This window comes from Dentiradicibacter hellwigii (assembly GCF_041770905.1).
Taxonomy (GTDB): domain Bacteria; phylum Pseudomonadota; class Gammaproteobacteria; order Burkholderiales; family Rhodocyclaceae; genus Propionivibrio; species Propionivibrio hellwigii.
Map to the genome: position 1 here is coordinate 733130 of NZ_JBEUWX010000002.1, position 14675 is coordinate 747804.

At 52.6% G+C, this 14675-nt stretch carries 9 protein-coding genes, 2 tRNA genes and 3 rRNA genes; 3 read left to right on the plus strand and 11 right to left on the minus strand.

What is annotated here, in order from left to right; genetic code table 11:
- Position 1: 1 nt before the first annotated feature.
- The 5 genes from ispG to ndk are packed head-to-tail and all read right to left on the minus strand — an operon-like array spanning position 2 to position 4604.
- The gene (gene ispG, locus ABCS64_RS05665) at positions 2–1255 is read right to left on the minus strand and encodes a flavodoxin-dependent (E)-4-hydroxy-3-methylbut-2-enyl-diphosphate synthase (protein WP_418890925.1); all 1254 of its coding nucleotides are present in this window, start codon (positions 1253–1255) and stop codon (positions 2–4) included.
- Positions 1252–2232, minus strand: a complete 981-nt coding sequence (locus tag ABCS64_RS05670) for a RodZ domain-containing protein (RefSeq protein WP_418890926.1) — start codon at positions 2230–2232, stop codon at positions 1252–1254. Before ABCS64_RS05670 ends, ispG begins: the two co-directional genes overlap by 4 nt.
- The gene (gene pilW / locus ABCS64_RS05675; protein WP_418890927.1) at positions 2229–3035 is read right to left on the minus strand and encodes a type IV pilus biogenesis/stability protein PilW; all 807 of its coding nucleotides are present in this window, start codon (positions 3033–3035) and stop codon (positions 2229–2231) included. The genes ABCS64_RS05670 and pilW overlap by 4 nt, the downstream gene beginning before the upstream one ends.
- Positions 3036–3043: 8 nt before the next feature.
- Complete coding sequence (gene rlmN, locus ABCS64_RS05680) at positions 3044–4144, minus strand: dual-specificity RNA methyltransferase RlmN (protein WP_418891890.1); 1101 nt, start codon at positions 4142–4144, stop codon at positions 3044–3046.
- A gap of 31 nt (positions 4145–4175) precedes the next feature.
- The gene (gene ndk / locus ABCS64_RS05685) at positions 4176–4604 is read right to left on the minus strand and encodes a nucleoside-diphosphate kinase (RefSeq protein WP_418890928.1); all 429 of its coding nucleotides are present in this window, start codon (positions 4602–4604) and stop codon (positions 4176–4178) included.
- A gap of 192 nt (positions 4605–4796) precedes the next feature.
- On the opposite strand from ndk, the gene ABCS64_RS05690 reads away from it, so the two are divergent.
- Positions 4797–5618 (plus strand): tRNA threonylcarbamoyladenosine dehydratase, encoded by an 822-nt coding sequence (locus ABCS64_RS05690; protein ID WP_418891891.1) that lies wholly within the window; start codon positions 4797–4799, stop codon positions 5616–5618.
- Here ABCS64_RS05690 and ABCS64_RS05695 read toward each other — a convergent pair.
- The 6 genes from ABCS64_RS05695 to ABCS64_RS05720 form a co-directional block, all read right to left on the minus strand.
- Positions 5570–6532 (minus strand): MBL fold metallo-hydrolase, encoded by a 963-nt coding sequence (locus ABCS64_RS05695; protein ID WP_418890929.1) that lies wholly within the window; start codon positions 6530–6532, stop codon positions 5570–5572. The two genes, ABCS64_RS05690 and ABCS64_RS05695, sit on opposite strands and share 49 nt — an antisense overlap.
- Positions 6533–6720: 188 nt before the next feature.
- Positions 6721–6834, minus strand: a 5S ribosomal RNA gene (rrf, locus tag ABCS64_RS05700).
- A gap of 97 nt (positions 6835–6931) precedes the next feature.
- Positions 6932–9817 (minus strand): 23S ribosomal RNA (locus ABCS64_RS05705).
- Positions 9818–10064: 247 nt separating this feature from the next.
- Positions 10065–10140: transfer RNA gene (locus tag ABCS64_RS05710), tRNA-Ala, on the minus strand.
- A 17-nt stretch (positions 10141–10157) separates the two neighbouring features.
- Positions 10158–10234, minus strand: a tRNA-Ile gene (locus ABCS64_RS05715).
- Between the two features lie 59 nt (positions 10235–10293).
- A 16S ribosomal RNA gene (locus ABCS64_RS05720) occupies positions 10294–11831 on the minus strand.
- The 16S, 23S and 5S rRNA genes sit together here with 2 tRNA genes alongside, the layout of an rRNA operon.
- Positions 11832–12421: 590 nt before the next feature.
- Here ABCS64_RS05720 and ABCS64_RS05725 point away from each other — a divergent pair.
- Together ABCS64_RS05725 and prmB are read left to right on the plus strand one after the other, a co-directional pair.
- Positions 12422–13597 carry a PilT/PilU family type 4a pilus ATPase gene (locus tag ABCS64_RS05725; protein WP_418890930.1) on the plus strand — a complete coding sequence of 392 codons (1176 nt, stop codon included), beginning with the start codon at positions 12422–12424 and terminating at the stop codon, positions 13595–13597.
- A 23-nt stretch (positions 13598–13620) separates the two neighbouring features.
- Positions 13621–14544, plus strand: a complete 924-nt coding sequence (prmB, locus tag ABCS64_RS05730) for a 50S ribosomal protein L3 N(5)-glutamine methyltransferase (protein ID WP_418890931.1) — start codon at positions 13621–13623, stop codon at positions 14542–14544.
- The last annotated feature ends 131 nt before the right edge of the window (positions 14545–14675 follow it).

Consider the following 14675-nt stretch of genomic DNA (forward strand, 5'->3'; position numbering starts at 1 on the left):
CCTATGAAGTTGCCTGGTGCTTTTTGGGATAAGTGCGCGCTACGTAACGATCGACGATAGCGACGAATTCTGCGGCAATGTTTTCGCCGCGCAGGGTGACAGTCTTCACACCGTCCTCGAATACAGGAGCGGCAGGCGCCTCACCGTTGCCCGGCAGGCTGATGCCGATGTTGGCATGCTTGCTTTCGCCAGGGCCATTGACGACACAGCCCATGACCGCCAGCGTCATGTTTTCGACCCCTTCAAACATCTCACGCCAGCGCGGCATGCACTCGCGCACATGGTTCTGGACGGTGAGCGCCAGATCCTGGAAGAAAGTACTGGTTGTGCGTCCGCAGCCCGGACATGCTGTTACCATGGGGGTAAAAGCGCGCAGCCCCATGGTTTGCAGCATTTCCTGAGCAACGACGACTTCCTGCGTACGCGCGCCACCAGGCTCCGGCGTCAGCGATACACGAATGGTGTCGCCGATACCTTCCTGAAGCAGGACAGCCATCGCGGCCGTTGAAGCGACGATGCCTTTTGAACCGATACCTGCCTCAGTCAGCCCGAGATGCAGTGGATAGTTGGCGCGGCGCGACAATTCACGATAGACGGCAATCAGGTCCTGTACGCCAGAAACCTTGCAGGAAAGGATGATGCGATCGCCCGGCAGGCCGTACGCTTCGGCCTTGGCGGCCGATTCAAGCGCCGAGGCAACCATCGCCTCGCGCATGATGATCGCCGTATCGCGCGGCTGCGGGCGACGGGCGTTCTCATCCATCAGGCGCGTCATGATGTCTGGATCGAGACTACCCCAATTGACGCCGATACGAATCGGTTTTTCATATTTGCAGGCAACCTCGATCATCTGTGCAAACTGCTCGTCGTGCTTTTTGCCGCGGCCGACATTGCCCGGATTGATACGGTACTTGGCCAGAGTGGCCGCGCAGTCGGGAAATTCGGACAACAGGCGGTGACCGTTAAAATGAAAATCGCCAATCAAGGGGACGCTGACGCCTAGTTCATCGAGCCGCGCGCGAATTGCCGGCACAGCAGCCGCAGCTTCCGGCGTATTGACGGTAATACGGACAAGCTCCGACCCAGCGCGCGCCAATTCGGCGCACTGCGCCGCAGTGCGCGACACGTCAGCCGTATCGGTGTTGGTCATTGACTGTACGACAATGGGCGCATCGCCGCCGACGACAATACCGCCGACGTCGACCGCTCGTGTCAACCGGCGGCGGATGAGGCGAATTACGCGCGCTGAACTCATTCCAGCGTTATCCTGGCCACATCATCCTTGCTGCGTTTGGAAAGATCGACTGGCTTGCCCCGGTAACTCAGGCTGACACTGCCGGCGTTACCGATCAATAATGAAAACGGCGGTTGACCGCTGACTTCGCGCTGGCTGTTCGGGGGATTGAGCTGAGAAAAAATGACTTTTCCGCTACGATCCTTGACCTCCACCCAAGATGATTGGGAAAACGAAAACCTGAGCACATTGTCTTCCACATTGGCGGCAACACTGGCAGCCGGGGCAGCCGGCGTTGCTTCACCGCCATCCACAGGTGCAGCGGGAGCAGACGGCGCGATGCCGGGCGCAATGATCACGGGCGGGCTGATAACCGCCCCATTCGCCGCAACGGCGGACGTTGCCGGTGTAGGTGAAGACGAGGACGACGACTCTGGTATGGTAAGCGTCTGTGCGGTTTCCGTCTGAACAGCCGTAGCGCCAAAAACGCCTTTGAGCGATGAGGTCATCGTCTGAACAAAATCCGCAGGTAAAAACAGATAGATGAGCAACATCGCAAAGAGCAAGCCGAAGCCGGCGGCAATCCATATGTGATTGCGGTGACTGACGAGCTGGTCACCTACGAGAATCGGAATATTGGTACTGCCAGGTACGGTAAGAACGTTTTGCCGCAAAGTCACATTTTGACCAAGCGCACCCATCAGTTCTGCTGCATCCAGCCCAAGCAGGCGTGCATAGTTGCGAATGAAACCGCGGGCAATGGTATTGCAGTGCATGCGGGAAAGCTCATCATTCTCCAGAGCGGCAACCTGACCCGGACTCAGCTTGAGCCGGCTGGCAACATCACCAATCGTCAGCCCTCTGGCCTCGCGCGCTTCCCGCAAACGCTGACCGGCACTGGGCCCGGTGTCCTGCATTCCATCTGATTCCTCCATGGCCTGGTCGGAGTCATTCGCCCGATCCGAAGCGACTGATTGAATCTCTGAGGATGGGCTCATTCGTAGTTTCCTTTCCGCAAAGCCTGATATTCCGGAGAGTCTGGATATTGGCGGCGCAGCTGCGCAGTCAGGCTTTCTTCCTCTGAACGATTACCCAGGCGTCGCTCGGTACGCAACAGTAACCATAGCATTTCAGCAGTTGGTTCCGTCTGACGTATCAGATTGCTCATTTGTGTACGCACGGCATCGTAGTTCCCACGCCGATAATTAATTTCAGCCATCTGAAATTTGGCCTGGAGATTGTCTGGGTCAAATCGCAACACACGCTGGATATATTCCTGGGCCTGATCAAGTTCGCCAAGTTTTGCATAACATGCGCCCGCATTGAGGTGAGCGACTTCAGGCGTCTGATACAGAGGATTGTTGATCGCTTTCTGGAAATAGGCGATTGATTCGCTCACTTTTCCCGTCTGGCACAAATACCAGCCATAGTTGTTGTTCAGTTCCGGATCCCGGTCATTTAGGCTCAGGGCGCGGTTAAAGTCTTTTTCCGCAGAATCGTATTCTTTGATGTAAAACAGCACCAAGCCGCGCATGCCAAAAGCGGGCGCATATTCGGGGTCGATCGAGGTCGCCAGCGTCAGCTCTTCAAGCGCAACAATCAGGTTTCCGCTCTGGAAATAAAGTGAGGCCAGTTCAGTATGCGCCTTGGCCCGCGTCAAGGCATCTTTGGGCCTGGCCGGCGTACCAAATCCGCCAGACGACTGAGAAGAGTCATTCTCCTGCGCTATCGCCGGGGAAACCGTACCCAGCAACGCCAGGCAAAGCGCTGTCAGCAAGCGAGCTACGATACGCCGACTCATGGAAATCATCATAATCTGGCCTCACGAAATTGAATGATACGGCGCTGACTACGCCGTGTTTTATCTCTGACCTTCCCGGCAAGCTGACCGCAGGCGGCATCAATGTCGTCACCGCGTGTCTTGCGTGTTGTCGTGACCACACCAGCACGCATCAGAATATCGGAAAAACGCCGGATACGATGTGTCGGAGAGCAATGATAAGGGGATCCGGGAAAATAGTTGAATGGAATCAAGTTGAATTTACACGGAACATCACGCACCAATGCAAGCAGACGGTACGCATCCGCCTCGCTATCGTTAACGCCATCAAGCATCACGTATTCAAAAGTAATAAAGTCACGCGGCGCCTTATTCAGATAACGGCGGCAAGCCGTCATCAGCGCCCGTAGCGGATACTTTTGGTTAATCGGCACCAGTTTATCGCGCAGGGCGTCATCAGCAGCATGTAGCGAAACGGCCAAGGCAACGGCACATTCGTCTGCCAGGCGGTCCATCATCGGCGTCAGCCCGGAGGTCGATACGGTTACGCGCCGCCGTGATAGCCCATAGGCATGATCATCCAACATCAGTCGCAGCGCTATCACCGTATTGTCGAAGTTGGCCAATGGTTCGCCCATGCCCATCAGCACCACATTACTGATGATGCGCTCGCCCCTGGGGTCGGCGCCAAGTAAACAATTGGCTTGCCAGAGCTGGCCAATGATTTCTCCCGCCGTCAAATTACGGTTGAACCCTTGTTTTCCCGTCGAACAAAATGCGCAATCCAGCGCACACCCAGCCTGGGTCGACACGCAGAGTGTGCCGCGATCGTCTTCAGGAATAAATACCGTCTCGATAGCATTACCACCGCCGACGTCAAAGAGAAATTTGCGTGTACCATCATCCGAAAGTTTGTCGGAAATAATCTCCGGCGGTACAACTTTGGCAATGCTGACCAGTTGTTCACGCAAACTCCTGGCGATATCCGTCATGGCAGCAAAATCGTTCTGCCCGAAACGATGTATCCAACGCAATAATTGCCTGGCGCGAAACGGTTTTTCACCAAGATCGGCAAAAAACGCCGTCAGTGCGGCCGCGTCGTAATCAAGCAGATTGACCTGAGCAGTCATCATCTGATGTGTAGGAGACGTATGATGCCTATCAACGCCCCGCGTAAACAGCCATTGCCGGAAAGAAAAAAGCCACTTCGGCTTTAGCGGTGTCTTGGCCATCCGAGCCATGTACAGCGTTAGCATCGATCGATTCGGCAAAGTCAGCGCGAATCGTCCCCGGCGCTGCTTTCTTAGGATCCGTCGCGCCCATCAGGTCGCGGTTTTTGGCGATTGCGTTTTCGCCTTCCAACACCTGGATCATTACCGGGCCAGATGTCATAAATTTGACAAGCTCGGCATAGAAAGGACGTTCTTTGTGCACCGCATAGAACTCTCCGGCTTCCTGCGCCGACAGCCAGGCCATTTTGGCAGCAACGATTTTGAGGCCGGCATTTTCAAAGCGGGCATAAATCTGACCAATCACATTTTTAGCGACAGCGTCCGGTTTGATAATGGATAAGGTACGCTCAACAGCCATGTCATAATCTCCTTATAGAACCATTCGGTTTTGAATCGTAATCCGGATAAAATGTCCGGGCAAAATTCACCCGCCAACAGGCTTGCGGATAATTTTTTATTGTATCAAACCCTTAACCAAGGCTCCATGCCTAACTCTCCTAAAGCCGCATTTGAAGATAAGCGGCAATTAACTTGGAAACACCCAACAGTAATGAGCAATGATTCTTTGAACGATGCGGAAGATATAGATCGTTCACGCCGTTTTGGCGGCATTCGGCGGCTTTATGGCGACACGGCGTTCAAGCACCTGGAAAATGCGCATGTTTGCATCATCGGCATCGGCGGCGTCGGCTCTTGGGCAGCCGAAGCCTTGGCGCGTTCGGCAGTTGGGAGAATCACCTTAATCGATCTCGACATGGTGGCCGAATCAAACGTTAACCGGCAAATCCACGCACTCACCGGCATATTTGGTCAGGCAAAAACCTCGGCCATGGCCAAGCGCATTCGCGCCATCAATCCCGCGTGCCAGATCCATGAAATTGAGGATTTCATTACTCAGGACAACTTCAACACTGTTCTAGACAAAGGTTTCAATTGTGTTATCGATGCCATTGACCAAGTACGCATGAAAGCCGCGATGATCGCCTGGTGCCTGAATCGGGGGATATCCATCATAACGGCAGGCGGTGCAGGCGGACAAACAGACCCGACACGCATCCAGATCGCCGATCTGTCACGCACGATTCAGGATCCGCTGCTATCAAAAGTACGTGCAAGATTGCGCAAAGAATACGGTTTCCCACGCGAAGTCAAGAAAAAATTTGGCGTACGAGCCATTTTTTCAACAGAACCAGTAAGACATCCAGAAAATAGTATGGCGTGTGAAAATACGCCGACGCTGAGCGGCCTGCATTGCGCAGGATATGGTTCATCTGTTTGCGTTACAGCATCTTTTGGTTTTTTTGCTGCAGCAGAAGCCTTGCGTCAGCTCGCCACCACATCCCGAGTATCAAGCCATACACCCAGTCCTTGAGTATTGAGCTCAAGATCGTGCGCCAAGATCTCGAGAATTTTCTCTTCGGCCAATGTACATCCCAGAGCGCGTGCTTGCGCAACAGCAAATTGACCTAGGGCATTACGAATCGCGCGGTGCCGCTCAGTGCGGCTTTGCTGGCCACGATGTTGACGCGCAATATCTACAAAGACGTCAATCTGATGATGTAGAACATCTCCGTATCGTTCAACGTCACGCAATTCACCAAAGTGGGTCACAAACATCCCTGAGGGTTGGTAACTGAGTAGCCGATCTATTGATGTGTGCATGGCATCAGGTTCAAACTGAACCGGCGTCGTTGTCAGATAAACAAAACGCCCTCGTTCTCCATCCAATTCAGAAAATGTCAAACCAAAAGAGTCGCCCGTAAAAATATGATCAGACTTTTCATCTACAATCGCCACATGATGCCTAGCATGACCAGGCACGTCCAGAAAAAGCAATGGCCTGTCAGACAAATGCAATACCAAATTATCCGTCGCCTCGATGACGCGATTTACATCGACAGGTAGTATTTCACCATACAACAGCCCCATTTGCTCTTCCCCATAAACGGCAGTTGCCCCTTCGACCAGTTTTGAGGGGTCGATCATATGGCGCGCCCCGCGCGGATGGACGACGAGCCTGGCATTAGGAAATGCACGCATCATGCTTCCTACACCACCAGCATGGTCAAGATGTACGTGTGTTGGAATTACATAATCGATGCACTCAGGTGAAATATTTTGTTGCGCAAGTACATTCAATACGAATGGCAAGGAAGCATTACATCCCGTCTCAATCAAAGCGGCCCGACCGTTTTCGACAAGCAAAAAAATGGCCGCAAGTCCGGGACGGATATAGCGTGCATCAATCTGTGTTATACCTGACTCATACTGAAGATATGCGCTCATAACTGTCTATTCAACTTATTTTAGGTGTTACGAAGATACCAAGTGAGGTTAAATATAAATAGAGGAGGGGTTGAAGTTGAGTGTGTAGTGTATTTTAAACTTCCCTTTAATGATTAAGTTTATTTTTTAATTTTACAAAGGGAAACGCCCCTTCCACGGAGATCATGTAGAAGGGGCGTAAATAAGGGGCCTGGCGGTGACCTACTTTCGCACACGCGGGGTGCACTATCATTGGCGCAACTTCGTTTCACGGTCCTGTTCGGGATGGGAAGGGGTGGGTCCAAAGCGCTATGGCCGCCAAGCATAACTTGTCTGTTACAGCCAAATGAGATTTACGCTGCAACATAAAATGAGAAGAAGGTTGAGGTTGTGACACACACATAGATGACTCAAGGTTATAGGATCAAGCCGCACGGGCAATTAGTATCGGTTAGCTTAACGCATTGCTGCGCTTCCACACCCGACCTATCAACGTCGTAGTCTTCGACGACCCTTTAGGGGGATCGAGTCCCCGGGAAATCTTATCTTGAGGCGAGTTTCGCGCTTAGATGCTTTCAGCGCTTATCTCTTCCATTCTTAGCTACCCGGCGATACGACTGGCGTCATAACCGGTACACCAGAGGAATGTCCACTCCGGTCCTCTCGTACTAGGAGCAGCCCCCCTCAAATTTCCAACGCCCACGGCAGATAGGGACCAAACTGTCTCACGACGTTTTGAACCCAGCTCGCGTACCACTTTAAATGGCGAACAGCCATACCCTTGGGACCGACTACAGCCCCAGGATGTGATGAGCCGACATCGAGGTGCCAAACACCGCCGTCGATATGAACTCTTGGGCGGTATCAGCCTGTTATCCCCAGAGTACCTTTTATCCGTTGAGCGATGGCCCTTCCATACAGAACCACCGGATCACTATGACCTACTTTCGTATCTGCTCGACTTGTGGGTCTCGCAGTTAAGCACGCTTTTGCCATTGCACTATTAGCACGATGTCCGACCGTACCTAGCGTACCTTCGTACTCCTCCGTTACACTTTGGGAGGAGACCGCCCCAGTCAAACTGCCTACCATGCACGGTCCCAGACCCGGATTCACGGGTCATGGTTAGAACCTCAAACAAACCAGGGTGGTATTTCAAGGATGGCTCCACGAGAACTAGCGTCCTCGCTTCAAAGCCTCCCACCTATCCTACACAGATCGGTTCAAAGTCCAATGCAAAGCTACAGTAAAGGTTCATGGGGTCTTTCCGTCTAGCCGCGGGGAGATTGCATCTTCACAAACATTTCAACTTCGCTGAGTCTCGGGAGGAGACAGTGTGGCCATCGTTACGCCATTCGTGCAGGTCGGAACTTACCCGACAAGGAATTTCGCTACCTTAGGACCGTTATAGTTACGGCCGCCGTTTACCGGGGCTTCGATCAAGAGCTTGCACCCCATCACTTAACCTTCCGGCACCGGGCAGGCGTCACACCCTATACGTCCACTTTCGTGTTGGCAGAGTGCTGTGTTTTTGTTAAACAGTCGCAGCCACCTTTTCACTGCAACCCCATCGGCCTTCGCAAGCAAGTTGCTACAACCTACCGGGGCGCACCTTTTCCCGAAGTTACGGTGCTAATTTGCCGAGTTCCTTCTCCCGAGTTCTCTCAAGCGCCTGAGAATTCTCATCCTGCCCACCTGTGTCGGTTTGCGGTACGGTCTCTATGTAACTGAAGCTTAGAGGCTTTTCTTGGAAGCAGGGTATCAATCACTTCGCGGTACAAGACCACTCGTTATCACGCCTCATCTTAGCCTAGCGGATTTGCCTACCAGGCACGACTACACGCTTGAACCGGGACGTCCAACACCCGGCTGACCTAACCTTCTCCGTCCCCCCATCGCATTACATAGAGGTACTGGAATATTAACCAGTTTCCCATCGACTACGCTTTTCAGCCTCGCCTTAGGGGCCGACTCACCCTGCGCCGATGAACGTTGCGCAGGAAACCTTGGGCTTTCGGCGAGCGGGCCTTTCACCCGCTTTATCGCTACTCATGTCAGCATTCGCACTTCCGATACCTCCAGCAGCCTTTACAAGCCACCTTCAACGGCCTACGGAACGCTCTCCTACCATATGTACAAGTACATATCCGCGATTTCGGTGCATAGTTTAAGCCCCGTTACATCTTCCGCGCAGGACGACTCGACCAGTGAGCTGTTACGCTTTCTTTAAAGGATGGCTGCTTCTAAGCCAACCTCCTGGCTGTCTGAGCCTTCCCACCTCGTTTCCCACTTAACTATGGCTTGGGGACCTTAATCGGCGGTCTGGGTTGTTTCCCTCTCGACACCGAACGTTAGCACCCGATGTCTGTCTCCCACGCTCGCACTCTTCGGTATTCGGAGTTTGCATAGGTTTGGTAAGTCGCGATGACCCCCTAGCCTAAACAGTGCTCTACCCCCGAAGGTGATACGTGAGGCACTACCTAAATAGCTTTCGGAGAGAACCAGCTATCTCCGGATTTGTTTAGCCTTTCACCCCTATCCACAGCTCATCCCCTAGTTTTTCAACACTAGTGGGTTCGGACCTCCAGTGCGTGTTACCGCACCTTCATCCTGGCCATGGATAGATCATCCGGTTTCGGGTCTACGCCCAGCAACTAATCGCCCTATTAAGACTCGGTTTCCCTACGCCTCCCCTATTCGGTTAAGCTCGCTACTGAACGTAAGTCGCTGACCCATTATACAAAAGGTACGCAGTCACCCCATTAAGAGGCTCCCACTGTTTGTATGCATGCGGTTTCAGGATCTATTTCACTCCCCTCCCGGGGTTCTTTTCGCCTTTCCCTCACGGTACTGGTTCACTATCGGTCGATGTCGAGTATTTAGCCTTGGAGGATGGTCCCCCCATGTTCAGACAGGGTTTCACGTGCCCCGCCCTACTTGTCGCAAGCTTAGTACCATGACCAGGTTTTCGTGTACGGGGCTTTCACCCTCTACGGCACGACTTTCCAGACGCTTCCACTAACGTAGTCATTATCACTTGCAGGCTCTTCCCATTTCGCTCGCCACTACTTTGGGAATCTCGGTTGATTTCTTTTCCTCGGGCTACTTAGATGTTTCAGTTCACCCGGTTCGCTTCGTTACCCTATGGATTCAGATAACGATACTCCTTACGGAGTGGGTTTCCCCATTCGGAAACCTCCGGATCAAAGCTTCATTGCCAGCTCCCCGGAGCTTATCGCAGGCTTGCACGTCCTTCTTCGCCTGACATCGCCAAGGCATCCACCACATGCACTTAGTCGCTTGATCCTATAACCTTGAGCTCTTGATCAAGAACCCAGTAATTACAGGCAACTCATGTGTTTGAATTCTTGCTAGCTGTAACAAGAATTCGATGCAATCACAACCGTATCGCTGGCTTTGGTTTCTCGGCAACCAGCGATACAACCTTCTTCCATTTTGTTAAAGAGCTAACAGACTTTTTCTGAACAAAAAATCAGAAGAAAGCGCCAGAACAGGCGTTTTCTTCTAAAACCTGATCAGAAATAAAATTATTTGGTGGAGGATGACGGGATCGAACCGACGACCCCCTGCTTGCAAAGCAGGTGCTCTCCCAGCTGAGCTAATCCCCCTTGAAATAATATGAGACTGGTGGGTCTGGTTGGAATCGAACCAACGACCCCCGCCTTATCAAGACGATGCTCTAACCGACTGAGCTACAGACCCTTGTCTGTTATGGCTTCGGACAACTGATAGGTTGTGGGTTCTAGGCTTTGTTTCTCTAGAAAGGAGGTGATCCAGCCGCAGGTTCCCCTACGGCTACCTTGTTACGACTTCACCCCAGTCACGAACCCCGCCGTGGTAAGCGCTCTCCTTTCGGTTAAGCTACCCACTTCTGGCAGAACCCGCTCCCATGGTGTGACGGGCGGTGTGTACAAGACCCGGGAACGTATTCACCGCGACATGCTGATCCGCGATTACTAGCGATTCCGACTTCATGCAGTCGAGTTGCAGACTGCAATCCGGACTACGATCGGCTTTCTGGGATTGGCTCCGCCTCGCGACTTGGCTACCCTCTGAACCGACCATTGTATGACGTGTGAAGCCCTGGTCATAAGGGCCATGAGGACTTGACGTCATCCCCACCTTCCTCCGGTTTGTCACCGGCAGTCCCACTAAAGTGCCCAACTAAATGATGGCAATTAGTGGCAAGGGTTGCGCTCGTTGCGGGACTTAACCCAACATCTCACGACACGAGCTGACGACAGCCATGCAGCACCTGTGTTACGGTTCCCGAAGGCACCCTTCCGTCTCTGGAAGGTTCCGTACATGTCAAGACCAGGTAAGGTTTTTCGCGTTGCATCGAATTAATCCACATCATCCACCGCTTGTGCGGGTCCCCGTCAATTCCTTTGAGTTTTAGCCTTGCGGCCGTACTCCCCAGGCGGTCAACTTCACGCGTTAGCTACGACACTAAGCGGTTTAACCCGCCCAACATCTAGTTGACATCGTTTAGGGCGTGGACTACCAGGGTATCTAATCCTGTTTGCTCCCCACGCTTTCGTGCATGAGCGTCAGTTATAGCCCAGGGGGCTGCCTTCGCCATCGGTATTCCTCCACATCTCTACGCATTTCACTGCTACACGTGGAATTCTACCCCCCTCTGCCATCCTCTAGTTGCACAGTCTCAAAGGCAGTTCCCAGGTTGAGCCCGGGGATTTCACCTCTGACTTACACAACCGCCTGCGCACGCTTTACGCCCAGTAATTCCGATTAACGCTTGCACCCTACGTATTACCGCGGCTGCTGGCACGTAGTTAGCCGGTGCTTATTCTTTGGGTACCGTCATTAATCCAGGGTATTAGCCCGAATCTTTTCTTTCCCAACAAAAGAGCTTTACAACCCGAAGGCCTTCTTCACTCACGCGGCATGGCTGGATCAGGCTTGCGCCCATTGTCCAAAATTCCCCACTGCTGCCTCCCGTAGGAGTCTGGGCCGTGTCTCAGTCCCAGTGTGGCGGATCATCCTCTCAGACCCGCTACGGATCGTTGCCTTGGTAGGCCTTTACCCCACCAACTAGCTAATCCGACATCGGCCGCTCCGAAAGCGCGAGGTCTTGCGAGCCCCCGCTTTCCTGCTCACAGGGTATGCGGTATTAGCGTAACTTTCGCTACGTTATCCCCCACTCCCGGGTACGTTCCGATGCTTTACTCACCCGTTCGCCACTCGCCACCAGGTGCAAGCACCCGTGCTGCCGTCCGACTTGCATGTGTAAGGCATGCCGCCAGCGTTCAATCTGAGCCAGGATCAAACTCTTCAGTTTAACTCCTGCTTAAACTCTCGCTTGACGTGACATAAAGTTAAAAACTTTATGTTTTTATACATCGTGCGAGTTGCTTCATCTTTTTTAGCCAGCACTGCAAACCGCGCAGCAACCAGCCCAAAGACCAAGAACCCACACCTATCAATCGTCCTGTTTTTAAAGAGCTTCGCCAGAAAAACTACCGCCTGACTACCTGCTTATCCCACCAAAAAGTGAGAAAGCGAATTCTACATCAAGAAAAAAATGTGTCAACTAGTGAAGAACATTTTTTCACGCCGCCTTCAACTTGGAAGGAAGCTCGCTACCCTTGAGTAACGAGGGCGCGAATTATATAGCTTTATATCTTCAAGTCAACCATTCAAGCCAACCATTTTTGTTTTTATAGTAAAAATTTTCCGCACAAAGCTTGCCGTTTGACCGATACGCTTCTTTCTTTGCCAATAGCATTCTCCTATAATGCATGAAAAATATTTTAACGCGCATCCGGACGGATGTTAGGTACGTATCTAGGCCTATCGACACCCATTCTTTATCGGCTTCAGCCGCGTTCAACCAAAATCCAATCTGATTCGCAATAAAGGGGCGTACTTATGATTCTTGACAATCTTTTCCATCTTATGGCGGAAAAACAGGCTTCCGATCTCTACATTTCTGCTGGCACACCCATTCATATTAAGATTCAAGGTACTGTGATGCCGGTCAACCAGCAGATCATGACTCCGGAGATCACGGAAAAAATTGCTTATGAACTGATGACGCCTGCGCAGGCCAAGGTGTTCGAGGATACGATGGAGATGAATATATCCTTCAGCATCCCTGGGACGGGCAACTACCGAATTAATTTTTTCCGGCAGCGATCTTCGATCGGGATCGTCGTACGCTACATCCAAAGCATCATTCCGGCGCTCGATACGCTTTTGTTGCCACCGGTTCTCACCGAACTCATCATGGAGAAGCGCGGACTGATCCTCATTGTAGGGGCAACGGGTTCAGGCAAATCAACGACAATTGCCTCAATGCTGGATTACCGCAACATCAATCGCAGCGGACACATTCTGACGATCGAGGATCCGATCGAATTTCTTTTCAAGCACAAAAAATCCATCGTCAACCAACGGGAACTTGGCATGGATACGCACGGATGGGGACAAGCACTCAGCAACGCTATGCGTCAAGCGCCAGACTGTATTCTGATCGGCGAAATCCGCGACAAGGAAACCATGCAAGCGGCCATCGCCTACGCACAAACCGGCCATTTGTGTTTGGCGACCATGCACGCCAACAACAGTTACCATGCGCTCAACCGGATCGTCAATTTCTTCCCGCTGGAAAATCGTACGGCACTTTATCTGGATCTTTCCGCCAGCTTGAAAGCTATCATTTCGCAACGTCTGGTCAAACGCCCTGATGGTCAGCGGATCCCGGCGGCAGAAGTTCTGCTCAACACGCGTCACATACAGGAATTGGTCGAACGGGGCGAAATTCAAGGCGTCAAGGAAGCGATGGAACAAAGCTTGGCGCCAGGATCACAAACTTTCGAACAGGATCTTTTCCGCCTTTACCGTGAAGGCACAATCACGCTGGATGAAGCCTTGGCCAATGCAGATTCGCCCACCAATCTGTCGTGGATCATCAACAACTCGGAAGTAACGAACAGCAAGCGCAAGACAAGCACCGAAACAGATCCGATGACCAACACTAATGAAGGTGGAGCATTGTTCAAGGAATTCACGCTCAAACTGAACGATACCGACGAAGCGGCATAAGCCAGCGCAGCGAAGGGAATTTCTTGGAACCGAACATATCTTCGATTTTTGAACAGGCTCAGGATAGCCTCATCACCCTGCGCGATCTGATGCGATTTGCCGTCAGCCGGTTTAGGCAGGCCGACGTCTTTTTCGGCCACGGAACCAACAATGCCTGGGATGAGGCCGCCTACCTGCTGTTACATACGCTGCACTTGCCGATTGATCAGCTTGAGCCATTCATAGACGCGCGCCTGACCGGCCATGAGCTGGCCGAATGCCTGAATATCATCCGTCGGCGCATTGAAGAACGCATCCCCGCTGCCTACCTCACGCACGAAGCCTGGCTCGGGGAATACCGTTTTTACGTCGACCAGCGCGCCATCATCCCGCGCTCGCACATTGCCGAGCTACTGGAAGAACAATTAAGTCCCTGGGTTGAAGATCCATGGGCCATCAATCGTGTACTCGACCTATGTACCGGATCCGGCTGCCTGGCCATTCTGGCGGCATTGGCATTTCCTGAAGCACGCGTCGACGCCATCGATGTTTCTGAAGATGCGCTATCCATCGCGCAACGCAATATTTCAGACTACGCACTCGAAACGCGCATTCACACACTCAAATCCAATGCCTTCGCAGCCATCCCCAACGAACGCTACGACCTCATCATCAGCAACCCACCTTACGTCAATACCGAGTCGATGGCCGCACTGCCTCCGGAATACCGTCAGGAGCCAGAAATCGCCCTGGCTAGCGGTGAAGACGGCCTGGATTTCACGCGCATCATCTTGCACGAAGCGGCCAATCACCTGAACCCCGGCGGCCTGCTGATCGTCGAGATCGGCCATAACCGGGAAGCGCTCGAAGCCGCCTATCCGGATACGCCATTCACCTGGCTCGAAACGGCGGCGGGTGGAAATTTTGTTTTCCTGCTGCGTCAAAAAGATTTACCCGGCGGCCGCTAAAAAGGCACCCCGGAAGCCCTTGTAAACAGGGCATCTCCGGGCACCTCCTCTGAAACCCGCGTGGATAAAGGACTTCCGGGCACCCTCTCTGAGATGCCCTGTTTACAAGGGCCTCAGAGCCCCCCCATCGG

Bases quoted from the DNA above. Each gene is read 5' to 3' on its own strand.
- ispG (WP_418890925.1), bottom strand. From the start codon at position 1,255: ATGAGTTCAGCGCGCGTAATTCGCCTCATCCGCCGCCGGTTGACACGA.
- ABCS64_RS05670 (WP_418890926.1), bottom strand. From the start codon at position 2,232: ATGAGCCCATCCTCAGAGATTCAATCAGTCGCTTCGGATCGGGCGAAT.
- pilW (WP_418890927.1), bottom strand. From the start codon at position 3,035: ATGAGTCGGCGTATCGTAGCTCGCTTGCTGACAGCGCTTTGCCTGGCG.
- rlmN (WP_418891890.1), bottom strand. From the start codon at position 4,144: ATGACTGCTCAGGTCAATCTGCTTGATTACGACGCGGCCGCACTGACG.
- ndk (WP_418890928.1), bottom strand. From the start codon at position 4,604: ATGGCTGTTGAGCGTACCTTATCCATTATCAAACCGGACGCTGTCGCT.
- ABCS64_RS05690 (WP_418891891.1), top strand. From the start codon at position 4,797: ATGAGCAATGATTCTTTGAACGATGCGGAAGATATAGATCGTTCACGC.
- ABCS64_RS05695 (WP_418890929.1), bottom strand. From the start codon at position 6,532: ATGAGCGCATATCTTCAGTATGAGTCAGGTATAACACAGATTGATGCA.
- ABCS64_RS05725 (WP_418890930.1), top strand. From the start codon at position 12,422: ATGATTCTTGACAATCTTTTCCATCTTATGGCGGAAAAACAGGCTTCC.